The organism is Jeotgalicoccus aerolatus (genome assembly GCF_014635205.1).
Lineage (GTDB): Bacteria > Bacillota > Bacilli > Staphylococcales > Salinicoccaceae > Jeotgalicoccus > Jeotgalicoccus aerolatus.
On sequence record NZ_BMCN01000001.1, the window covers coordinates 890,901 to 914,360 of the forward strand.

Annotated in this window: 24 protein-coding genes and 1 pseudogene; 7 read left to right on the forward strand and 18 right to left on the reverse strand. The window is 40.6% G+C overall.

What is annotated here, in order from left to right; genetic code table 11:
- Positions 1 to 71: 71 nt before the first annotated feature.
- The 8 genes and pseudogenes from IEU81_RS04525 to IEU81_RS04560 all read right to left on the reverse strand — a co-directional run bounded on the left by IEU81_RS04525 (position 72) and on the right by IEU81_RS04560 (position 9,529).
- Positions 72 to 848, reverse strand: coding sequence for a TerC family protein (locus IEU81_RS04525; RefSeq protein WP_186090482.1), 777 nt, complete (start codon positions 846 to 848; stop codon positions 72 to 74).
- Between the two features lie 250 nt (positions 849 to 1,098).
- Entirely contained in the window at positions 1,099 to 2,655 is a 1,557-nt protein-coding gene (locus IEU81_RS04530) for a peptide chain release factor 3 (RefSeq protein ID WP_186090483.1), read from the reverse strand.
- Complete coding sequence (locus tag IEU81_RS04535; RefSeq protein ID WP_186090484.1) at positions 2,639 to 2,899, reverse strand: YueH family protein; 261 nt, start codon at positions 2,897 to 2,899, stop codon at positions 2,639 to 2,641. Before IEU81_RS04535 ends, IEU81_RS04530 begins: the two co-directional genes overlap by 17 nt.
- Positions 2,874 to 4,373 (reverse strand): UDP-N-acetylmuramoyl-L-alanyl-D-glutamate--2,6-diaminopimelate ligase, encoded by a 1,500-nt coding sequence (locus tag IEU81_RS04540; protein WP_186090485.1) that lies wholly within the window; start codon positions 4,371 to 4,373, stop codon positions 2,874 to 2,876. Before IEU81_RS04540 ends, IEU81_RS04535 begins: the two co-directional genes overlap by 26 nt.
- Before the next feature lie 128 nt (positions 4,374 to 4,501).
- Positions 4,502 to 5,326, reverse strand: coding sequence for a twin-arginine translocase subunit TatC (tatC, locus tag IEU81_RS04545; protein WP_092595037.1), 825 nt, complete (start codon positions 5,324 to 5,326; stop codon positions 4,502 to 4,504).
- 11 nt (positions 5,327 to 5,337) lie between these two features.
- Positions 5,338 to 7,068 (reverse strand): GMC family oxidoreductase, encoded by a 1,731-nt coding sequence (locus IEU81_RS04550; RefSeq protein WP_186090486.1) that lies wholly within the window; start codon positions 7,066 to 7,068, stop codon positions 5,338 to 5,340.
- 176 nt (positions 7,069 to 7,244) lie between these two features.
- Positions 7,245 to 8,042: a gluconate 2-dehydrogenase subunit 3 family protein gene (locus IEU81_RS04555; RefSeq protein ID WP_092595033.1), complete on the reverse strand. Its 798-nt coding sequence runs from the start codon at positions 8,040 to 8,042 to the stop codon at positions 7,245 to 7,247.
- 89 nt (positions 8,043 to 8,131) lie between these two features.
- A pseudogene (locus tag IEU81_RS04560) lies at positions 8,132 to 9,529 on the reverse strand (GMC family oxidoreductase N-terminal domain-containing protein).
- 320 nt (positions 9,530 to 9,849) lie between these two features.
- On the opposite strand from IEU81_RS04560, the gene IEU81_RS04565 reads away from it, so the two are divergent.
- Positions 9,850 to 10,203: a hypothetical protein gene (locus IEU81_RS04565; protein ID WP_231957173.1), complete on the forward strand. Its 354-nt coding sequence runs from the start codon at positions 9,850 to 9,852 to the stop codon at positions 10,201 to 10,203.
- A gap of 20 nt (positions 10,204 to 10,223) precedes the next feature.
- Here IEU81_RS04565 and IEU81_RS04570 read toward each other — a convergent pair whose 3' ends face one another.
- Positions 10,224 to 11,000 carry a M23 family metallopeptidase gene (locus tag IEU81_RS04570; RefSeq protein WP_186090488.1) on the reverse strand — a complete coding sequence of 259 codons (777 nt, stop codon included), beginning with the start codon at positions 10,998 to 11,000 and terminating at the stop codon, positions 10,224 to 10,226.
- Positions 11,001 to 11,145: 145 nt separating this feature from the next.
- Positions 11,146 to 12,243: an AI-2E family transporter gene (locus IEU81_RS04575; RefSeq protein WP_186090489.1), complete on the reverse strand. Its 1,098-nt coding sequence runs from the start codon at positions 12,241 to 12,243 to the stop codon at positions 11,146 to 11,148.
- 142 nt (positions 12,244 to 12,385) lie between these two features.
- On the opposite strand from IEU81_RS04575, the gene IEU81_RS04580 reads away from it, so the two are divergent.
- Together IEU81_RS04580 and IEU81_RS04585 are read left to right on the forward strand one after the other, a co-directional pair.
- Positions 12,386 to 13,111, forward strand: coding sequence for an alpha/beta hydrolase (locus tag IEU81_RS04580; RefSeq protein WP_186090490.1), 726 nt, complete (start codon positions 12,386 to 12,388; stop codon positions 13,109 to 13,111).
- A 66-nt stretch (positions 13,112 to 13,177) separates the two neighbouring features.
- The gene (locus tag IEU81_RS04585; protein ID WP_092599902.1) at positions 13,178 to 13,687 is read left to right on the forward strand and encodes a 2'-5' RNA ligase family protein; all 510 of its coding nucleotides are present in this window, start codon (positions 13,178 to 13,180) and stop codon (positions 13,685 to 13,687) included.
- Positions 13,688 to 13,722: 35 nt separating this feature from the next.
- Here the strand turns inward: IEU81_RS04585 and fabI are convergent, their stop codons facing one another.
- The 4 genes from fabI to yjbM form a co-directional block, all read right to left on the reverse strand.
- Positions 13,723 to 14,490, reverse strand: coding sequence for an enoyl-ACP reductase FabI (gene fabI, locus IEU81_RS04590; RefSeq protein WP_092599905.1), 768 nt, complete (start codon positions 14,488 to 14,490; stop codon positions 13,723 to 13,725).
- Positions 14,491 to 14,572: 82 nt separating this feature from the next.
- Positions 14,573 to 15,946, reverse strand: a complete 1,374-nt coding sequence (gene mgtE, locus IEU81_RS04595) for a magnesium transporter (protein ID WP_092599908.1) — start codon at positions 15,944 to 15,946, stop codon at positions 14,573 to 14,575.
- A gap of 27 nt (positions 15,947 to 15,973) precedes the next feature.
- Positions 15,974 to 16,768 (reverse strand): NAD kinase, encoded by a 795-nt coding sequence (locus IEU81_RS04600; protein ID WP_092599911.1) that lies wholly within the window; start codon positions 16,766 to 16,768, stop codon positions 15,974 to 15,976.
- Between the two features lie 17 nt (positions 16,769 to 16,785).
- Positions 16,786 to 17,406, reverse strand: a complete 621-nt coding sequence (gene yjbM / locus IEU81_RS04605) for a GTP diphosphokinase (RefSeq protein ID WP_092599914.1) — start codon at positions 17,404 to 17,406, stop codon at positions 16,786 to 16,788.
- Between the two features lie 153 nt (positions 17,407 to 17,559).
- On the opposite strand from yjbM, the gene IEU81_RS04610 reads away from it, so the two are divergent.
- From IEU81_RS04610 to IEU81_RS04625, 4 genes are all read left to right on the forward strand, one after another.
- Positions 17,560 to 18,147 carry a CYTH domain-containing protein gene (locus tag IEU81_RS04610; RefSeq protein WP_186090492.1) on the forward strand — a complete coding sequence of 196 codons (588 nt, stop codon included), beginning with the start codon at positions 17,560 to 17,562 and terminating at the stop codon, positions 18,145 to 18,147.
- The gene (locus IEU81_RS04615; RefSeq protein ID WP_092599920.1) at positions 18,147 to 18,515 is read left to right on the forward strand and encodes a globin domain-containing protein; all 369 of its coding nucleotides are present in this window, start codon (positions 18,147 to 18,149) and stop codon (positions 18,513 to 18,515) included. The genes IEU81_RS04610 and IEU81_RS04615 overlap by 1 nt, the downstream gene beginning before the upstream one ends.
- Before the next feature lie 56 nt (positions 18,516 to 18,571).
- Positions 18,572 to 19,348, forward strand: coding sequence for a DsbA family protein (locus tag IEU81_RS04620; protein WP_186090812.1), 777 nt, complete (start codon positions 18,572 to 18,574; stop codon positions 19,346 to 19,348).
- 87 nt (positions 19,349 to 19,435) lie between these two features.
- Complete coding sequence (locus IEU81_RS04625) at positions 19,436 to 20,122, forward strand: Crp/Fnr family transcriptional regulator (protein WP_176760672.1); 687 nt, start codon at positions 19,436 to 19,438, stop codon at positions 20,120 to 20,122.
- On the opposite strand, the gene IEU81_RS04630 is transcribed toward IEU81_RS04625, so the two are convergent.
- The 4 genes from IEU81_RS04630 to IEU81_RS04645 are packed head-to-tail and all read right to left on the reverse strand — an operon-like array spanning position 20,123 to position 23,451.
- Positions 20,123 to 20,695, reverse strand: coding sequence for a hypothetical protein (locus IEU81_RS04630; protein ID WP_186090494.1), 573 nt, complete (start codon positions 20,693 to 20,695; stop codon positions 20,123 to 20,125).
- Positions 20,695 to 21,318 carry an SCO family protein gene (locus IEU81_RS04635; RefSeq protein WP_186090495.1) on the reverse strand — a complete coding sequence of 208 codons (624 nt, stop codon included), beginning with the start codon at positions 21,316 to 21,318 and terminating at the stop codon, positions 20,695 to 20,697. Before IEU81_RS04635 ends, IEU81_RS04630 begins: the two co-directional genes overlap by 1 nt.
- A gap of 29 nt (positions 21,319 to 21,347) precedes the next feature.
- Positions 21,348 to 22,982: a cbb3-type cytochrome c oxidase subunit I gene (locus tag IEU81_RS04640; protein ID WP_186090497.1), complete on the reverse strand. Its 1,635-nt coding sequence runs from the start codon at positions 22,980 to 22,982 to the stop codon at positions 21,348 to 21,350.
- A gap of 4 nt (positions 22,983 to 22,986) precedes the next feature.
- Positions 22,987 to 23,451, reverse strand: a complete 465-nt coding sequence (locus tag IEU81_RS04645; protein WP_186090814.1) for a cytochrome c oxidase subunit II — start codon at positions 23,449 to 23,451, stop codon at positions 22,987 to 22,989.
- Positions 23,452 to 23,460: the final 9 nt, after the last annotated feature.

A 23,460-nucleotide genomic window follows, 5' to 3' on the forward strand; every position in this document is an offset into this window, starting at 1 on the left:
ACTCCATCATCAATACTTTACAAATAATTATAAAGCCTTTCAAAAAATCTTTCCAATTATAACCGCTGAAGTTATGCTTCTTTTGTCTGTTCAGTTTTCTTGCTGCCAGCAAACCAGCCGACAAGTACAATAATAACCATTACTGCCCAGAAAATTATTTTCCAAGTTGTTGAGTGCGGAAATTCAGCAGGAATAATACCAACTGCTTCATGTGCAAGTGTCAGTACTGACAGCTTCACGCCAACCCAGCCGACGATTACAAACGCTGCGACTTCAAGTGACGGACGTTTTGCCAGGAGTTCCACAAAGTAATTCGCGAAGAATCTCATTATGATTACTCCGATGAGTCCGCCGATAAGCATCACAGTATATTGTCCGGCATTCACACCGAAAAAGTCTCCGCCGACTGCAGGCAATGCTAATGCGATAGCTGCAGCTGCAAGAATTGAATCTACTGCAAAGGCAATATCTGCCAGCTCAACCTTCAAGACAGTCATCCAAAAACCGGATTGTTTCTTTTCTTTTTGTTTCTCTGCCAGTTCTTCTGAAGGTTCTTCTTTATTTTTTCTAAGTGCGAGAAGGTGTGAAATTGATACGTAGAATAAGTACAGTGCGCCGAGCGCCTGAACCCACCACCATTGTACGAGCCATACGAGCAGCAATATGGCAATCACACGAAATACAAATGCCCCGAGTAATCCGTAAAATAAAGCTTTCTTTCTTCTGACAGGGTCTAAATGTCTGACCATAACCGCAAGTACGACTGCGTTATCTGCTGCCAGCAGCCCTTCGAGTCCGATCAGCACAATCAGCACCCATGCATATTCTAATAATACTGCTGTATCCATATGTGTTGCCTCCTTTATAATTAAACACAAAAAGAGACCTAAACAGACATCTGTGCGTATGTTTCGCATAAATATCTGTTAAGGTCTCACGATACAATAGTTTATATTGCTCAATGCACCGGGATCGCTCCGTAATGACGATACATTGATAGTTTCCTATTCGTTACTCCCCTTAAATGCAGGTTCGTTTTATGTGTTTATCAGTTCTTTATTTATATTATGTTACTTCATGTAAAAAGTAAAGACAATTTTACAGCAGGCTGTATAATTTTATTTCCGGATATTTATCTGCAAACCAGCGCATGGCAAAATCATTTTCAAACAGGAATACCTGCTGATCATAACGGTCATATACCAAATTGGCACGCGGTGAGTTCATAGAATCTTTAATATCTTCTTCGTTTTCAACCCAGCGGGCAATTTTCTTGCCGACGGGCTCCATTATAATATCCGTGTTATATTCATTTTTCATGCGGTGTTCGAATACTTCAAACTGCAGCTGTCCGACTGCACCTAAAATCGGCTGATTTGTATGCATTGATTTATAGTACTGAATTGCACCTTCCTGGACCAGCTGTTCAATTCCCTTATAGAAATGTTTCTGTTTCATTACGTTCTTAGCAGAAACTTTCATAAAGAGTTCAGGGGTAAACTGCGGTAAATCAACGTACTCGCGTTTTTTGCCGGAATATAAAGTATCGCCGATCTGGTAGTTTCCAGTGTCGTATAAACCGATAATGTCCCCAGCGTATGCTTCGTTAATCGTTTCTTTATCGTCAGCCATAAACATCGTCGCACGAGTGATTTTAGATTTTTTCTTGTTGCGGGCAAGTGTCGCATCCATGCCGCGCGTAAACTTGCCTGATACTACTCTCATAAAGGCCAGGCGGTCGCGGTGTTTCGGATCCATATTGGCCTGAATTTTAAAGATAAAACCTGAAAAATCATCATCTGTCGGATCGATTTCCTGACCTTCTGTAGTCTCTCTGCCGGTCGGCTGAGGGGCAAAGTCAACATACGTATCCAGGAATTCTTCTATACCGAAAGTGGACAAAGCAGACCCAAAGAATACTGGTGTCAAATCACCTTTTGCAATTTTTTCTTTGTCGAATTCATCTCCCGCTTCTTCAACCAGCATAAATTCATCGATAGAATCTCTATAAGCAGAATCTGCTTCGATTTTATGCGGTTCTGCCAGCTGATAATCATCATCCAAAGTTAATTTATCTTCTTCTCTAAATGGAGTAATTGTCCGGTCGCGGCGGTTAATAATACCAAAGAAACTTGGTCCCATTCCAATCGGCCAGGTCATCGGGTAGGTTTCTATTTCAAGTGTGGACTCAATTTCTTCCAGCAGCTCAAATGGTTCTTTACCCATGCGGTCAAGCTTATTGATAAATGTAAAAATTGGAATACCGCGCATTTTACATACCTTAAATAATTTCAGCGTCTGCGGTTCTATACCTTTCGCCGCATCGATTACCATGACAGCTGAGTCCACAGCCATTAAAGTGCGGTAAGTATCTTCAGAAAAATCCTCGTGTCCCGGTGTATCCAGAATATTAATTTTATAACCATCAAAATCAAATTGCATAACTGAACTCGTTACACTGATTCCGCGTTCCTGTTCTACTTTCATCCAGTCACTGGTTGCAAACTTTCCAGATTTTTTCCCTTTCACTGTCCCTGCCTCACGTATCGCTCCGCCGAACAGCAGCAGCTTTTCCGTTAAGGTCGTTTTACCCGCATCCGGGTGGGAAATAATCGCAAACGTTTTACGTTTCTTTATTTCATTCTTGATATCCATTATTATCTCCTTGCTCATTTCTGATTACTGTCAGTATTGCTTTACCGGCAGTTTTGCTTTCATTTTCGTCAAACAGCGTAAATAGATGGATAATAATTTCTTCCATCATTTCGTCATCGGTCAACTGTTCATCCACCTGCATGGAAAAAGCCAGTTCCGGTATGCTGATGATATACGTATCTTCAACATTGCTTATATATACTCTGCAGGATATATCATTAAATTTTACTGCTGCCGTCAACATACTCCTCACTCCGGTATTTTCTATACGCAGCATCGAGAGCAATTAAATCATCCCGATGGGGCATTTTAACGTAGTCTTCTACAATTTGATAAGGTTCGCGTCCTTTACATGCCAGAATAATCGTATCACCCGGCTCTGCATTATTCACAGCGTGAATAATACCTTCTTCTCTGTCTGTAAATGATGTGAAGTTGTCGTGTACCGCACCTTCCTCCAGCAGTTTTACGAGCATAGCCGGATCATCATTTGCCGGGTTATCCGGAGTAAATATCGCATAATCAGCCAGCGTTGCAATTTCTCCCATTTCAGCGCCTTTTGAATAATCCCGTTCACCCGTCATGCCGATTAAACAAGTCAGCTTGCCTGAAACGAAGGGCTGCACAGTATTGATGACTTTTCTCAGTGCATCCGGTGTATGAGCAAAGTCGATAATAATATTTACCGGCAGTGACGGATCGAGTACTTCCAGTCTGCCGTCAACAGGTTTCATAGCCGGAACCGCTTCTAATATTCTTTCGAACTCATAACCCTGGAGCCATTCGCTTATAATTGCACACATTAAGTTTTGTATATTGTACTCTCCGACAAAGGGAGAATTCACTTTAAATCTTCCCTCAGGCGTATTTAAAGTAAAATTAAAACCTTCAAGACTGCCTTCAATTTCAGTCGGATAAAAATCTGCAGTACTGTCCATGCCGTAAGAAATCGTTTCAAACGGTGTCATATCTTTATAGACTTCAGACCACTTATCATCGTTATTCAGCACAACATATTTATGTTTTTTTACATCCTGGCCGAGCTGAGAAAATAGCAGGCCTTTAATATGCCCGTATTCGTCCATGCTGTTATGAAAATCTAAATGATCCTGCGTTAAGTTTGTAAAAATTGCAATATCGAAATTGACTCCAAAAGTGCGGCCCAGTTTAAGACCGTGAGAAGATACTTCCATCGTAAATACTTCTGTATCATTTTCATGCGCTTCTCTCAGCCGCTTATGAAGACGAGTCGTTTCCGGCGTTGTATTTGCTGATACAATATGATCTTCATTAATCATAAAGCCATTTGTGCCGAGATACGCACTCTTCTTGCCCAGTGCCATGCTCAAATTATGAATCATAGTCGAGACTGTTGTTTTGCCGTTTGTACCGGTAACTCCAATCATCGTTTGTGATTCGTGCGGAAAATCATATATATACTCTGCAAATAGTGCAGCAGTTTTTCCTGGATCTTTTACGACTAACAAACCGACGTGGTCAGGTAAATCAATATATCTGTCTGCAACTATAAAACGGCAGCCGCGCTGAATCACGTCATCCGCGAAGTACAATCCGTCAGTCTGATGACCTTTAATTGCCACAAAAACAGAATCCTCGTGCGTCTCCCGGGAGTCACTTGTAATATCCTTGACAGTTTCCGGAAAATTTCCGTACGTGGTTTTTATCTTTAACAGAGATAGAAGCATGGTTGATTTCATCTCAATTACCACCTTTCAACTTAAATAATTATACATGAAAATACCCGCTTAAAGATAGAGATAAGTCATTTTTCATAATAAAAACAGGCGGAGTGAGCATTTGCCCATCCGCCTGTTAAAATCTTATCTTATTTCTCTGCTTTCTTTTCGTTCTTTTCCTGCTTTCTTGCTTCTTTTCGCTCTTTTCTCTTAATCAGAATAATACTGAGTTCATATAGCAGTATCATCGGAATTAAGGTCACCATGTGAGTAAACACATCCGGCGGTGCGATCAGAGCCGTAATTACGAGCAGGATAAAGTACGCGTATTTACGCATCGATGTCATAACATCGACAGTTAAAAGTTCAATATGATGCAGGAATAATGCTACGACCGGAAGCTGGAATACCAGCCCAAACGGTATGGTTGTAATGAGCAGGAACGACATGTATTCATCTGCAGTTACCAATACGTTAAAGTTTTGCTCCCCCATTTCAATTAGGAAGAAGTAACTTAACGGGTGGACGATGAAATAGCCGAACGATAGACCCATTACGAAAAGCAGCAGCATTACAGGTAAAGATCCTTTAAGGAACTGTGTTTCCTTGTCCACAAGACCGGGTCTCATAAACTGCCATAAGAACCAGCAAATAAACGGTATGGAAAAACCGATACTGATTGCGCCGGAAGTTCTTAAATAGAAACGGATAACTTCAAACGGTCCAAGAACAACGATTTCAGCACCCTTAGATACAATCGGGAACCACCATCCAACTGTAGAGAAGATGATTAAAAACCAGACAGTTATGGCAACTGCAGATTTTATCAATACTGCTCTCAAGTCTTCCAGATGATCGGTCAACGGTGCATAAGGATCTTCCTTCGTTACTTTTTTCCGTTTAGTTACAAGTTCCGGCTCATTGTTTGTATCCTTCTTTTCCGAACCTTGATTATTATTTTGCTTTGGCTCCATTATATATCACCTTATTCTTCTTCTAGGCGTCTGTTATCTTCAGCATATTTAATAATACCATCTGCACAGCGGTATGCAAGTGCCCCTACTGTAGCAGTCGGATTATATCCGCTGTTGTGCTGGAAGTTTCCGGCACCGACAACAAACAGATTGTCGCGGTCCCAGTGCTGCAGATAATTGTTAACAACACTTGTTTCAGGACTTGCTCCCATCGTTGTCCCGCCCGTGTTATGCGTAGACTGATAAGGAGCGATATTATAGTCCGTCAGTTCAGCATCAAGATCAACTTGGCTCGCACCCATTTCTTCAAGGATTTCTCCTGAACGTTCTGCAAGATATTTTTGTCTTGCTCTGTCCTGATCAGTAAAGTTATAAGTCAGACAAACTAACGGTACACCATATGCATCGGTGTATTCTGTATCCATACTTAAATAATTTTCTTTATGCGGACTTGTGGCACCCTGCCCTGAGACAGAAAGTACTCTTGTATAATTTTTTATAGACTCTTCTTTAAATTCCTCGCCCCATGATGGTGTATCACTTGGCACAGGATTATTTAAAATTGGTCGGGCACCTGTTTGAGTTATAGAAATATTTCCGCCGTGAAGGAAATCTAAGTCTTCATGGTCGAAGTTATCGCCATTATAGTCATCCAGAGCCATGCCCAGTGAACCGGCACCCATGAATGTATTGAACTGCTCATCAAAGAAGCCAGTCGCTCCGCCGAAGATTTGATAACAGTAGTTACGACCCAGCGTACCTTCTTCAGTTTCAGGATCGTACTGCTCACCGATATCTGATACAGCAAGTAATTTATAGTTATTAAAGATATAACTTGTCAGAGCGACGATATCAGCCGGTTGAATAAATTCTTCACCCGTCATAACATCGACAAACTTAACTCCGCTTACTTTTGAATCATCATCTTCATCTGTAATAATTTCTACAACGTTAGCTCCAACACGAAGCTGGAACAAATCGCTTTTTTGAGCTGTTTTAATTACCGTTACTTCGGGTGTTGCCTTAGCGTCGTATTCACAAGCAAAACGCTCACAGAAAGCACAGTACTGACAAGCATTAATCGTTTCCCCGTCCGGGTTCTCATACTGCTGGCTGAGGTTTGCTGAAGGCATCATAATTGGATGTAATTCCATATTAGTTGCAGCTTCTTCAAACATTCTTAAGCTGCGTGATTTTAACATCGGAGGTGTCGGGTACGACTCTGAACGATCTCCACCTAATGGATTGTCTTCGCCTGAAATACCAGCAGTCTGTTCAAAAGTATTAAAGTAAGGTTCCAATTCATCGTAAGTGATGCCCCAGTCTTCCCAGCGGTAGCCGTCATCTTCTTGCAGTTTGTCAGAACCATAGCGCTCTTCAGTCATCGATTTAACTTCAAAATCGTACGGCAGGAATCTCCAAGTCTGTCCATTCCAGTGCGTCCCCGCACCGCCTAAATTTTCACCAAGGAGGAAAGAACCCTGTTGGCGCATCGGTAATGCATCTTGTTCTCTGCTGTTTCTAAAAGTCATCGTTTCCTTTGCAATATCCTGCATTAATTCATAACGGACTGCATATTTCAATTCGTCATGGACGTGCTGATAATCTTCTGTGCCGCGCTTTTTACCGCGTTCCAGCCCCATGACAGATAAACCTGCTTTCGTCGCTTCTGCAGCGATAATACCGCCTGTCCAGCCTACACCAACCGTTACTACATCTACTTTGTCTAAAGTTGTTACCATATAAAGTTCTCCTTAACTAATTTTAATTTTTTACTCTTCCAGTCTCTGTGGTGAATAAAGAAAGTTGATAATCCCTACTGTATATCGGTAAACCAATGCACCTCAATAACTATCTTAAAAAGACAACCCAGACCCCGATGAAGCTCACCGGAGTCTGAAATAAAACATAATGTTTTTTAGTGAGACATACCAAATACCGGTTCCGGTTCAATTTCGTGGAACTCGTCATCTTCAATATACTGAATATATGACATTTGGTGACCTGGGAATTTTTTCATCTTCCAGCCGGCCATACCGCGGTTTCCGCGGTAAACCGGGTCTGCATATGCGCCCTCAATTGTTGCAGAGCGAAGCATTGTAAAGAAGTAGCTTGATGTCGCTGTCTTAGCAGGCACACCAAAGTCCACATCTCCGCTTTCAAAGTCAGTTAAAATCTCATCCATCTGACCATCTTCTAAGTCTGCGAAGTTTGCATCGTGACGGCTGTTCGCTTCTTCATTCAGCTTGTTAATGCCAAGCATGAAGTAGTCGCGGCGATTTAAGTTTGATTGATATCCTTGTGTCGGCAGGCCTTCTGCAAATGGTCCCTGCATGTATTCTTTAGAGTTAAAACCATATTGACCAGTCAGCTGACCGTCTAAATAATATGCACAGCCGAGTTCGATTGCTCCCGGGCCTGATTCGCTTTCCGGGAAGATGCGTTCCATTGCTGCCGATACTGTGTCGAAGTCAGTATCGTTTGAAAAGAAGACGCGTGAGTTATCATTAATTCCGCCTGTTTGCTGTTGTCCTGATCCTGTTTCTTCTGAAGCCGTGTCTTCACTCGTTGATGCTTCTTCTGATGATGATCCGTCGAGGTTAAATCCGACTAATCCGCCGAGTAAAGATCCTCCTATAATACCACCTGTTGCAACACCGGTAGTTTTTAAGAAGTCGCGTCTTGAAAACTGTTTTTCATCTGGTGTTTTTGCCATTACTACTCCCCCTAATAGAACTAATTTATTTTATATTATATACTTATATTTTTAAATGTATATTGATAATTTACAGTTTACACTTTTTTTTATGATTCTAAGCGCCCTGGTGATTTAGAATACTCGATGATTCCTTCGGCACAACGGTAAGCCAGTGCACCTACTGTAAGTGTAGCATTATATCCGCTCATATGTGCATAGCTTCCGGCACTGACTGCGAATAAGTTATCGCGGTCCCAGTGCTGCAGCCAGTTATTAACAACACTTGATTCAGGATCTGCACCCATTTGCAGCTGGTCAATTAACCCGCCGTGAATAAAGTCAAGATCAGTATGGTCGAAGTTATCACCATTATAGTCATCCAGTGCCATACCTAAAGCGCCGGCACCCATGAATGTGTTGAATTTCTTCTCTTCGAAGAATCCTGTCGCACCTGAGTGCAGCTGGTAGCTGTAGTTTTTACCAAGCGTACCTTCTTCAGTTTCAGGATCGTATTGCTCACCGATATCTGACACAGCAAGAAGTTTGTAGTTGTTAAATACATAACTTGTTAAAGCAACAATTTCTGCAGGCTGAATGAATTCTTCACCAGTGACTGTATCTGTGAATTTAACACCTGTAACTTTCGAATCATCGTCTTCATCTTTAATGATTTCTGTTACGTTTGAGTGCAGACGTAAAGTAAAGTTATCCGATTTTTGAGCTGTTTTAATAACAGTGACATCCGGTGTTGCTTTCGCATCGTACTCACATGCAAAACGTTCACAGAAGGCACAGTATTGACATTGGTTAATTGTTTCACCATCTGGATTTTCATATTTCTCACTCAAGTTTGCTGAAGGCAGCATGAATGGATGAAGTCCAAGTGATTTAGCACCTTTTTCAAATAATTTTAAAATTGGTGTTTTTAATAATGGCGGTGTCGGGAAGTCTTCCGAACGCTCACCCCAGAATGGGTTAGTGCCTTTATCTTCACCGGATACACCCATCGTTTTCTCGATTTTAGTGTAATACGGTTCAAGTTCATCGTATGTGATACCCCAGTTCTGCCAGTGGTATCCTTTATCTTTTTCAAGTTTTTCTTCCCCGTATTTTTCTTCAGTCATCGATTCAACTTCAAAGACATACGGTAAAAAGCGGTTTACCATTCCATTCTAGTGTTTACCTGCTCCGCCTAGACCGTCACCCATTAAAAAAAAGCCTAGCTGACGCATCGGTGACGCTTGCTGATCCGGTTCATTACGGAAAGTAAGCGTATCTTTAGATACGTCCTGCATTAACTCATAACGGATCGAATATTTCAGTTCATCATGTATGTGCTGATAATCTGAAGTCTCGTAATTTTTACCGCGTTCCAGACCGACTACTGTCAATCCTTCTTTACTTGCTTCAGCGGCAATAATTCCGCCAGTCCAGCCGACCCCAACTGTGACTACGTCTACTTTATCTAATGTTGTTACCGATTCAAAACTTCCTCCTGTAAATATAAAACATACTAAATGCTTATATAAAAATGTATTTTATAAAAATTGTAAAAACTTTTTATACCATGACAGCATAAGTGGTATAATATATATTAAATCGTATTAACATTCACAAGCTTGCCTGTGAAGTAACTTTTAGATTACCTGCGTTATTTTGATGAATTTTAAATTCAAAATCATTTTCGCCAGGTGTGCTGTCAGCCATATTGACCACCCTTCTAAAATATAATATGATTAGATTATATACTAAATTTGACAATTTTAACATAGGTGGTGGAAATTTTATGTCATTCTTTAAATTATTAACGTGGAATAATAGTCACATGGATTTACGTTTTGTAGAAGACGACTTACACGGTAAAGTGAATATTACTAACGTTTACAACGATGATCGATATGTAAATATGGACAAAGTTAATAAAAAATACGATGCTGAATTAAAATCTGCACAGCGTTCGATTAACTCTAACAGAATTATGATGCTCGTACTTTTTACACTTGCTGTATTTTTACCGGCTGTTCTTTTAGGCGTCATCCAGGGTAATGTACTCTTAGTCGGCGGTGTAATTGTCTATGCAATTATTGCTTACTTCTTAATGGAAGCAATCAATCAAGTGCAGATGAACAGAATAATGTACGATATTTCAAGCGACAAAGAAATCCATACGCAGCCTTAATCAGGTGCGCATGGATTTTTTTATTCCTTTCCTTTCGATGTATCGAGCCTCTTTAATTCTCCATACAATGCAGTTTTAGTAAAAATTACCCCTGAAGTCTTTTTCCCGCACGCGATAAACACCTGTGCACCGTTATCCATACATCTCAGCCACCAAAACCCGTCATTATCATACAGCTTATCGAAACTAAATTTCACATTTTTCTTGGTTATCCCTATTTTTCTGCCTGTTAAAGATGGAAAATCCCGAATATTGATAACATGCTCAGTTTCAAATATTCCCGACCACAGCCAAGCTGCTTTATACTTTTTTTCTGCGATATTTATCGTCAGCGGATTAATACCGCTGCAGACAAAATTCCTTTCCCCGTTAATATAACCGTATTTTTGAAACTGAATATGCAAATGGCTGTCCATTCTGACATTTTGATAATTCGTATTGCTTTGAAACCCTATAATTTCTCCTTGTTTTACACGCTGCCCGAGCCGGACTTTGAGCGGCCTTGCAAGATGGCCGTAGATGACTTGATAACCCAAGTTTTTGTTAGCCACAACAACGGTACACCCAAAATTCCCAAAATTATTCGTTCCCGCGGTAACTATACCGTCAAATACTGCTGGAATCGGTGCCCTGTCGTATTTCACAAGATCAAATGCTCTATGATAGCCGCCGCAATATTGATCATAGTTATAACCGTTTACTGTGTAATTCCTTAATCCCCATATACCGCTTTTATACCTTGCTGGATCCGACGTCACTTTAAAACCCTGACTGATTAAATAAGCAATTGGATTCATTTTATTCCTCCTTTGTGTTCTGTCCTATATATCGGAGGAAGTAAGTAAAAAAGACAAAGAAATCCGTACGTTAGACTCATCGGGGAGCTAACGTACGGATGATTTATTCTGGAGTTATTTATGCCCCAGTCCGGTTCTTTACTGTTTAACTGGATTTAGTAATATCAGTCATCATTGTATTTTTCAAGTTCTGACGGTATTTCCAAATATTTTGTATAATTGTTTTAATTACTGCATAAGTCGGTATCGCAACTAAAATACCAATAAATCCGGCAATATTACCAGCTGCAAGCACGATTGTAATAACTGTGAGCGGGTGCAGTGCTAACGACTGACCCATAACGTTCGGTGTGATTAAATTACTCTCAATCTGTTGAGCAACTAATGTAATAATCGATACCCAGATCAGCATAATCGGATCCTGAATCAATGCCAGCAAACCGGCAGGAATAAATGCTACCCATGGACCGACAAACGGCACAATATTCATAAATAATGCAAATATTGCTAAGAGCAATGCGTAATCTAGACCGATGATTGTATAGCCTATATATAAAATAATACATAATATAAAGGATACCAGCATCTGACCCTGAATGAATGAACGCAAAGTCTGGTCAATATCATGCAGAAGTTCTACAAGAAATTCTTTAAATGTCCCGCTGAACGGCGAAGTCATAGACGGAATAAATTTATTATGATCCTTCAGCATGAAGAAGAAGAAAAATGGTCCAAGAACTAGAGTCAGCAGCACACTGACAGTGCTTGTTACGATTGTAATTGCATTAGAGACAAATCCGCTCAGCATATTCGTACCCATATCCAGTGCATCCTGTGTCACTGACTGCAGGTCGATATCAAATGGCAGGCGTTCTCTTTGACTCAATAAGTAATTCGTTATATTCTGCACTTCACTTTGCAGAATTGGCAGTCTGGAAACTAAATTCTGCACCTGTTCTGTAACCATTGGTGCGACTGTCAGCGCAATAATCGCAATGACGATTAATATTATAATGAAAATTGCAAGAATACTAACGAGCCTGTGCGCCTTGCGTTTTTCTAAAAAGCGCTGTATCGGTTCGGTTATGTAGTATAGCAGTCCGCCTATTAATACCGGGAAAAAAATTGTCATTATTATCGTAATAAAAGGTTCGAATATCACTTGAACCTGCATGACGAGTAAAATAATAACAAAAGTAATAATAAGTGCTATACCGCTTTGAAACCAAAGTTTATTAGTCATAAAGTGGCACCTCTAAAGTCTATTATTTTGTTCATATTATATCATTGCTGGCTGTAATTTCATACCAAATAGAAAGGCTTATTATAAATATATGTTATCTCTATCGACAAATTGGTAATATACAATATAAGGAGGCGTTAATATGGATAAAACACCAGGAAAAGTTCACAGCACTGTTCTCAGCTCGGAGGTGTGCGGTGAAGATTTCGAAGTACAATATTACCTGCCTAAATCTTATTCAGATCTTTATAAGTATAATGTTATTATAACTTTCGATTCGCAGGACTTTTTTAAATACGGGCAAATTGAACGTCTGATAGAAAAAATGGAAAAGGACGAAGAACTGGAACGCACTATCATCGTCGGCATTCCTTATCCGTCTGTTGATTGGCGAAATCACTACTTCAGTCCCAACGGTGAGCATCATGAAAAATTCGTCACCTTTGTCGGCCGGGAACTTAACAGTTTTATCGACAGTAATTTTAAAACACTTAAAATGGCAAACAGCCGTCTGTTAATGGGCGAAAGCCTCGCCGGCAGCTTTGCTTTATCAGTCGCGCTGACCTATCCAAACACTTTTAGCCAGGCACTTGCCTTCAGCCCGTTCGTTGACGGGGCATTTATCGATCGTTTTAAAAATAATATGAGTATGATCAATTTAAATCTTTACCATACTATCGGTACAAAAGAAGATGATTTTAAAACGATTATGGGTCAGCAGGCAGATTTCCTGACTCCCAACCGTGAGCTGAATGAAGTACTGGAAGCTGAACCGCTCGAATACACATACCGGGAATTAGAGGGCGGACATATTTGGAAAACATGGAAGCCTGAGCTGAAGAATGTACTACTTCATTATTTTGGATAGAAAACGTATACATTTATTTTTGTAAAATGATATACTTGAAACAAATCGTTTAGGGAGGCATTTTAAATGAAATTTGGAATAGCATTATTTCCATCAAAAAAACTTCAGGATACTGTGAACCAATATCGTAAGCGTTATGATGCTAGATACTCATATATCGCACCGCATATTACAGTTAAAGAAGCTTTTGAAGCAGAAGAACATGAGAAGCCGCAAATTGAAGAATTTATTAAAAGCGTGGCATCTAAACACCAGCCTACGGAAATTGAAATCAAAAAGGTTTCAAGTTTTGCTCCAAAAAAACAGGTCGTTTACTTTAAAGTTGAACCCAATGAAACATTAACTTCAATTCACGATGCTTTTAACGAAGGCGGATTTTACGGCGATGCAAGTCATCCATTCGTACCGCACTTCACTCTTGCACAAGAGGAAACTGCTCAAAAATTTGAAGACGTACTCAGTCATTTAAAAATGATCGGTATCGATCACAGTGAAACACTGGATAAAATCAGTTTATGTGTTCAGCTGGAAAACGGTATTTGGCACGTCACAGATACATTTAAATTAGGTCAGTAAAAAAGACATAAAAAAACTCCCGCTAGGGAGTTTTTTTATGCCATGATATGGTAACCGCTGTCTACGTGAAGCACTTCACCAGTCATACCGCTCGATAAGTCACTCAAGAGGAATGCAACTGTATTGCCAACTTCAAGCTGATCAACATTACGTTTAAGTGGTGCACGTTCCGCAATCTCTTTAAGAATTGTTTTAAATTCTCCTACTGCAGATGAACTTAAAGTACGTATCGGACCTGCTGATACCGCGTTAACACGGATACCCTGTTCTCCAAGATCATACGCAAGGTAGCGCACACTCGCATCAAGCGCAGCTTTTGCTACACCCATTACGTTATAGTTAGGCATTGCACGTTCTCCGCCTAAATATGTCATCGTTACGATGCTGCCGTTTTCATTCATAATTTCTTTAGCATATTTTGATACAATCGTTAATGAGTATGCACTGATATCGAGCGCCATTTTAAAACCATCACGAGACGTTTCGCTGAAACCGCCTGTCAATTCATTTTTATCTGCAAAGGCAATGGCGTGAAGCACACCGTCTATGCCGTTTGTTTTTTCTCCAATTTCTTTAAATGCTTTTGCAACATCTTCGTCGCTTGTTACGTCACACTCAACGATAATGTCGTGGTCGCCTTCAAGATCAACAAGAAGTTTATCTAACTCTTTGCGGAATCTTTCGCCTAAAATAGTAAAGACAAGGGTTGCACCCATTTTATCTAAAGCGCGGGCTGCACCCCATGCAATACTTCTTTTGTTGGCTACACCCATAACTACATATGTTTTACCTGATAAATCCATTCAGAAATCCTCCTAATTCATCCCTAGTATTAGTACCTACTACTAATCTACATTTTCTTAAGCATTAATGCAAGAAATAACACTACAATAAGCTCGACATAAATACATTTGCGAGTGCAAAATAAATTAAAAGACTGATAATATCATTCGCAGTAGTAATAAACGGACCGCTTGCAATGGCCGGGTCAATACCGATTTTATTCATTAGCAGCGGTACAATGGTACCGATAATTGTCGCTACCGACATCGAAGCAAGCAGGCTGCCGCTGACGATAATGCCGAGTACCGGCTCCTGGTACATCACAATAATAATTAGAAAAATTACAATACCGCAGACAAGGCCGGTTATAAATCCGGACCCCAGTTCGCGGCCGGCGAGCTTAAGTTTGCTGGATTCTTTAATCTCACCGGTGGAAATCCCGCGGATGGCTACAGCCAGAGACTGTGTTCCTGTATTTCCAGCCATCCCGCTTATCACCGGTATAAAGGCGCTGAGCAGAACTACCCGGGCCAGAGTATCTTCAAAAAATGACAGCATCCAAGCTGTGATCATTCCCATAAAGGTAAGACCAATCAGCCAGGGCAGACGTTTTTTAGCAGTTTTAACTGCTGAATCCGACGTACTTTCGTTATCACTCATACCAGCAAGTCTTGAGTAGTCTTCCCCGGCCTCTTCGTGAATAACGTCCATAATATCGTCGGCTGTAATAATACCGACTAAATGATCCTGGAAATCGACAACCGGTACAGCAAGGAAGTCATAGTCTCTCACAATTTGTGCGACTTCCTCCTGGTCATCCGATACTCTAACTGACACGACGCGTTCAGTCATGACATCTCCAATATATTCATCATCATCTGCAATAATCAGTTCTCTTAAAGAAATGATCCCTGCAAGATGATTAGCTGGGTCTGTGACAAATAAGTAATAGATCATTTCCGAGTCCGGCGCAACTTCTTTTAAAAAGCGCATCGCTTCACGTACCGTCATCAAGCTGTTGATGCTGACGATCTCCGTCGTCATGATACCGCCGGCAGTATCTTCTTCGTAATTTAAAAGACTGCGTATTTCCGCTGCATCTTCTTTATTCATGAGCGGTAAATATGTCGTCATTTTTTCGCGCGATATTTCATTTAAAATATCCACGGCATTATCGTACTGCATAGCACCGATAATATGCGCTGCATAACGCGCATCGATTTTATCCAGCAGTTCTTCATACTCGTCTGCTTCAAGTTCAAGCAGATCGAAGAAATCAGAAACTTCTTCCGGACTTAAAAATTCATATAAAGTATTTCTCTGTTCATCAGTTAAAGACTGGTATATTTCACTCTGTTCATAATTGTGAAGGTCGATAAATATCTCTCTGAATCCATCGAGATTTTCTTCATCAAGATAAACAGCCAGACTTTGTCTGACTTCTTCTAAATTTATTTCTCTATCGTCTCTAGACATGTTTTTACCCACTCTCAACAAAATCTTTTATGAAATAAATGAATCGTGCACTCTTTGCCAAAATGGGAATGGCCTGAAGCGTGCAAAACGGATTTTCTCTTCAGCTACTGAGAATTGAATCGATTTTACGCCCTTATGAACTAAATTGACGTGATCAATCGTCATTTGATATTCTTCGCTGTTCACCGGTCTGACGTTGACGAAATGATGCTTCGGTAAAACGAGCGGAGAACCGACCGTTCTGAACACACGATTATTAATCGAAGCGATTTCAGTCATCTGAACCGCTTCAATTGACGGATGTATAATGGCGCCGCCTAATGCCTTGTTATAAGCAGTTGATCCTGAAGGTGTGGAAATACACAAGCCGTCTCCCCTAAATCTTTCGAAGTGGCGGTTCCTGATATCGACATCCATAACGAGCGTCGAACCGTTGGTCATTCTGAGCGTCGCTTCATTTAATGCAAGGTATTTTGTTTCCATGCCTACTTTATCGTAGTGAATCATTACTTCTACAAGCGGATACTCAACGATTTCATAGTTATCATTTTTAAGTGCTACAATCAGCCGCTCAACTTCATCCTGTCCCCAGTCTGCGTAAAAACCGAGATGGCCGGTATGAACACCGACAAACGAGACGTCGCTGACTATATGCTGATAACGGTGAAATGCCTGAAGCAGTGTCCCGTCACCGCCGACAGAAACTACAATTTCCGGAGATTTTTCATCGAGTACCATATCCATTCCAAGCATATAATTTTTCATCTTATCCGTTAAAGCATTCGATTTAGTATCCCCTTTTGAAACTATAGAAAATTTCATTTCATCACCTGATTTCTTTATATATTACGCTTTTTGGAAAAATATTTCTGCGCTTCCTGTACTTCTTCTCTGATTTCAGACATTTCCTTGTCCAGCAGATTTGCTGCTTCTGCTGCATTTTGCAGCCTGTTTTTAATCTCAGGCGGATATTCTCCTGAATATTTATAATTCAGAGTGTGTTCAATTGTCGCCCAGAAATTCATCGCCAGCGTGCGAATTTGTATTTCTGCGAGAATATTAATTTTGCCATTCACACTTTCAACGGGATATTCGATAATTATATGATATGAACGGTAGCCGCTTTCCTTAGTATTCTCAATATAATCTCTCTCTTCAATCACCCGCATATCTTCTCTCGATTTGATATGTTCCGTTATGACATTTATATCATCAACAAACTGGCACATAATTCTAATACCCGCTATATCGTACATTTGTGCACGCAAACTATCGTATGGAATATTTCTTGTGCTCGCTTTTTCTATTATGCTCTGAACAGGTTTAACTCTAGACGTTACGAATTCGACCGGCGAGGACTGACTCGTAATCTGATAATCTTTTCGAATACCTTTCAGCTTGATTTTAAGTTCTTCCACCGCCTGTCTGTACGGGGCTAAAAATATACTCCATTCTTCCAATTCTATTCATCCTCCAGACTCCACTGTAAAGGCCGGTATTTTTTACTTCTGACGATATATATTCTACCATAACCGGTGAATTCTTATATATACAATCTGTTTGCTTTACAGGTTAAAAAAATTTAAGGATAATAACGATGAGGAGTGGTGGTAATGTTCGAAAAAGAAATAGAGTTTAAAAATCTGCTCACTGAAAGCGAGCACAGTAAAATTAAGAACGATCATTTCCCTGAAAAAAAACCGCTGCAGCTGGTCAATTACTACATAGATAATAGTAATCTTGACTTGATTAATAACCTGCTGATGCTCCGCATCAGAGTGCAGGATCAGAAGCAGCTGATGACAATTAAAATCCCGGACCAGCGTCACGTGGTCTATGAATACTCCGGCGAGACCGATATAAATCTTGCTGAGGGCGTTAAAATAAATGAACGCAGTATCCCTGAAAATATAAGAGAGCAATTAATTAAAAGAAACATACCTGTTACAGATTTTGCAATCCAGGGTGCGCTGACGACAGAGCGTTTTGAAAAAGAGTCCCACAGTGGACTGCTGGTGCTCGATAAGAGTACTTATCTCGGGGAAACTGATTATGAATTAGAATTCGAAGCCCCCGATGTCAGCACAGGACAAGCAGAATTCACACATATCCTAAATAAATATGGTATTGTACGACGAGAAGAAATTGTTAAAAGTGCACGTTTTTACAATGCTTTAAAACAGCAGAAAGGGGTGTACTGATGCCTTTAGCTTACAAAGAAATCGGCGAAGAAAAGCTGTATGAAATGATTGATATCTTCTACGGCTATGTAAAGAATGATGACCGGATTAACCATCTCTTCCCCGACGATTTAACAGAAACGGCCTATAAACAGAAATTATTCCAGACTCAATTTCTCGGCGGTCCTAATTTATACAACGAGCAATACGGTCATCCGATGCTGAGAGCCCGGCACGGTCCGTTTATTATTACTCCCAAAGCAGCAGAAGCCTGGCTGGAAAATATGAATCAGGCTATACTGGATGTCGGTATCCACGATGAATTACGTGAATATTTGATGGCACGCTATACACTGACTGCAAAACACATGGTTAACAGTCAAGATTAGATCCCGTCAACAAAAATATAGAGGTGAAATACGTGAGCAAAAATAATAGTGAAGACATGCTGTTATTGGAGCAGTCGGATCACACAGTCGAAATATTTTATTTTTTTGATCCATTTTCAGATGACTGTATTACGATGGAACCCATAATAAATAAATTATTAATAGAATACCGTGGACATATAACAATTAAAAAGATACTGGCACCATCCTTATCTGTATTGACTAAATGCCAGGCACAATCGACTTCGAGCGACGATAACGTCGCGCTGGCATACAAAGCGGCCGAGATCCAGGGACAGTCTAAAGCACGTGCTTTTATCAGATATATTTTTAACAGGATTAACCCGTCTAATACAATATGTACAAAAGAGATGATTGACGACAGTGCAAGACTGGCAGGCATCGATTTAAAATCTTTCCACGAAGATCTGCATTCTTCTTCACTCGATGCCATGCTGAAATATGACTTGTGCGTTTTCAGAGAGATGGATATAGACAACCTTCCTGCAATGGTTTTCTTTTCAGGTGATGCTAAATCTGAAGGCGTTAAGATAGATGGCTCATACCCCTATCATATATACACTTATGTAATTAATGAGCTGGTCGGCATCGAAATAGAAAAAAGACAGCTGCCTAGTATAATCGATTACATCAGAGCACACGAACTCGTCAGCTTTGAAGAATTAAAAACGATATTTGAATGGCGTGCAGGCCTGCTTTTAAATGAACTGAAAAAATTGCGGCTCCAGCGCCTAATCGATGAAGTCAGTTTAAACAACCAATCATTTTATCAGCTTAAACAGTCCTCCTTGCCTCTTAAAACTAAAGTATAAAGTGAAAAAACATCCCGTTACTGCTGAAAACAGCCTATACGGGATGTTTTTTGTATTATACTGAAAGGAACAAGGGGGCACATGTTCATGATTAAAGACTTAATCTCTCAAATTACTATTTTTAATACACTGACTGACAGTGAGCAGGAAGAGATTGCCAAAATTACTCATGTCAGAGCATTTCATAAATCAAATCATTTATTTTATCAGCAAGATGAAATGAAGTATTTCTTTTTTATACTGGAAGGTAATATTAAAATTTACAGAATCAGTTCAGGGGGCCGTGAACAGATTGTTAATTTTTTCGGTGCTGGAGAAATGGTGCCGCATCATGCAATCTTTCGCGATGATCCATATCCTGCCAATGCTGTTTCTATGAATGAAACGACAGTGCTGATGATCAGTAAACAAGATTTTGAGACACTGTTGAAAAACCAAAGTGATATTATGATGAAAATGTTTAAATATCTGGGTTCGATGATCGTCGACCTGCAAAATCGGCTGTATGATAAAATACTGCACCCGGCTGACGAACAGCTGCTGCGTTCAATTTTAAGACTTGCCGGCAGTTATGGCGAAGACATCGATGAAAACAACTCCCTGATAACACTCCGTGTCACAAAACAGGATATCGGCAGTATGATCGGATTGTCACGAGAAACAGTCAGCCGTAATATTTCTCTCTTTAAAAAGCTCGGACTGATGTACGAAAATAAAGAAGGATTTATTATTCTCAATACCGGAAAAATCAATGACTATATTACTGTAAAATAATTAACTGCTGTCCTTTTCAAAATACTGCCGCTGATCTGTAAATAGTATTAGCAGTACATAAATCAAAATACTTATTGCCAAAAACATAAAACCGTAGCCTACTGTTTTCTGATCTGTCATTAAATAGTTATTGCAGAGTGTACTTTCTGAAAAGACATATAAATAACTCATCACAGAAAATATGACACCAAGTACAAGAAAGAACACGACTTGTGATGCTTCACGCAGTTTTGGCCAGCTGTCCCTGATCGGCACTCCTGCCAGAAAAGGCAGCGAAATAAATTTGAAAAGTTCCACTGTCCACAGCTCAAGCGACTCATCCATCGTTCTCGGCAGCAGCCAGTACAAAATAATCACTAAAAACAGCAGCAGCCCCGGATACCCAGATTTATTGAAATTCATAAATAAAGCGGGGAATTTTTTCTGTATAAACGGTGCCATTAAAAGACCTGAAACTAAAAGCAGCATCATCTGCATGTGCATATGCATCGCCATAATAGACTCCAGCAGATGACGGACAGGCGGCAGTGCGAGAAACAGGAAAAGTGCCAAACCATAGTAAAATTGTCTCATCACTTTTCCTCCTGTTCTCTTAGATATTTCTCTAAAATTTCAGCAGCTGTTTCAGGATCTTTATAATCCAGCACTTCTATTAAGCGCCCCTCAGGATTTAAAATATAAAATGACGTATTATGCTGGTAATCAGCATCTCCCTCAGGAATTACAGTCACCCCGTAGACACTAAGCAGCTTTTCAAGTTCCTTATCATCAGGCACTCTCAGCATTTTCCAACTTTCAGCATCTGCATTAAAGTATTCTGCATAGCGTCCGAGTACTTCTACTGTATCCCTTTTTGTATCAAACGAAATACTTAAAAACACCAAATCATCTTCAAAGTACTTACCTTCTGTCAGTTCATATACATGTTTCATATTTGTGGACATCTCAGGACACGCCGCTGCACACGATGTATAAATAAACGTCATCAGTACGTGCTTATTTTCAAATTCTCTAAAATTATATGACTCACCTGTCTGGTCGACAACTTCAACGTCAGGAAATTCTGGAGGCTGTGCCTGTAAATCCTGTACGCGCTGCTGTTCCATCGTAAATGCAGTGAAACCGTTTGTTGTAAAAAACAGAAGGATGATACCGAATACGACGATACCGATTCCCGCAGCAATGTCTTTTTTCACAGTATTCATCCTCCTTTATTAGTTTAATGTTACCACGTTCTGATTGGCGGTGATCCAGGCGGTGCGTTTTCTATAATATCGATTATCGGTACTACATACCCCATCGATATAATAACGATAGCAAGCACAACCCATAAGCCCCAGTTTTCCGTCCATTTCGGCGTATGATGCAGTCCTTCATCAGAAGCCGCCATGAATTCCGTATAACCTTTTGGTGCAAAGAACATTAAGTTGAACACGATATAAACCATGAGAACCACACCTGCAAAGAGCAGTGTACCGCCTGCCCCTACAAACAGCAGGTATGGATCCCAGCCGAGTGCTGTCGCACTTTCACCGTAAGTTGTATATTCTGTTCTGCGCGGTGACCCCATCAGGCCAACCAGCGACATAGATATTGTCATGAACAGCATGCCGACTGTCCAAAACATCGTCTGCCATATACCAAGGTTATGAATTTTAGCGGTCATAACCCGTCCTGACAGATGTGGAATGAGCCAATACATCAGTCCAAAGAAAGTCAGTACAACTGCCACTCCGACAGTAACATGAAAATGTCCAACGACCCACATCGAGTTGTGGACAACCTGGTTCAGCTGGTTATTTGTCTGTGCAATCCCTCCGGCTCCACCGAAGATAAATGAAATCATCGCCAGCATAATCGTAATGAAACGCACATCTTTCCAGGGCAGTTTAAAGAACCAGCCGAACAGCCCCTTGCCGCCTGCATGACGGCCAGCACGTTCAAGTGTCGCAAATAGTGCAAATGCAGTCATCAATGAAGGGAAACCGATAGCAAGACTCATGAATAAGTGCATAAATTTAAGTCCTTCAGTAAACCCTGGATCCACAATCTGATGGTGGAACCCTCCTGGAACGTTGAGTATAACGATTAAAATAACGACCAGTCTCGCCAGACTGTCACTGAATATTTTACCGCCGATTACTTTTGGCAGCACAATATACCATGCCGACACTGCAACCAGATACCAGACGTTAACAAGCGTATGGCCAAAACTCCAAAACAATGTTCTGGTGAGCAGTACATTTATCGTTTCAGTCCAGCCGAATGCCCACGGAATTAACATTAAGACTTCCCACGTCACACCGAGCAATCCGAATGTGACGAGCAGGTATACCCCTACTGCGAAGAAGGCAAACAGCGGCAGATGTTTCCCTCTGTTTCGTTTCTTCCATGTAAAAGCACTAATAAATACACCTGCTGCTGACAGCCATATACTCAGTACTACGAAGACCAAACCGATATAAAACCACGGGCTCGCAGCCATTGGCGCGTAGAATGTATACAGTACTGTTGCTTCTCCTGACAGCACCATCACTGTGACCAGGACCGCTCCAATGATAAAGCTCGAGTAACTCAGCCAGCCGAGCACTCTGACGGATTTAGATAGTCCGCCAAGTACGTAATCCACAGCTGAATATAAATATCCGTTCATAAACAATGTCGTAAAACCTAAAATTAAAAAGATTCCGTGTGCAGTTAACAGTTCGTAATAATTCAGTCCGCCAACAATTTCAAGCACACCCGCTCTGTTCAATCCTTGAATGAGTCCGAACAATCCGCCAAGCAAGAGCAGGATGAAGGCTGTTGCAAAATTTGTCAGTGCCAGGGTACTCACCTGAACTTTTCTCAATTTATCCATGCCATCACCCCTCCACCGTTATCGTTGCGGACATCATATTGTGTCCGGTGCCGCAATATTCATTACAGATCATAATGAATTCTTCTGACTCGTGAAATGTCTGTGTAATTTCTTGTATATGGCCAGGCACGACCATCGTGTTCAGGTTTGTATGAGGCACGTTCACGCCATGTACAACGTCTTTTGACGTCATAATGAATGTTACTTCTGCACCTTGTGGCACAGTAATTTCATTCGGAACAAACTGAAAGGCTTCTAATGTCATAACGACTTCATACTGATTTTCCCCTACTTCGTATACTCCCGGCTTATCAAAAGGAGCTGTTGAATCTACTTGTGCAGGGTCTATCGTTTCTTTGTGACTCGGCGGCCCCATGCCGAGTGCAAATGCCTGATAGCCAGTAATGCCCATAGCGATAATAATTACAGCCACTGACAAAATGAGCCATATTTCTTCATATTTGTGCATTTTCACTTT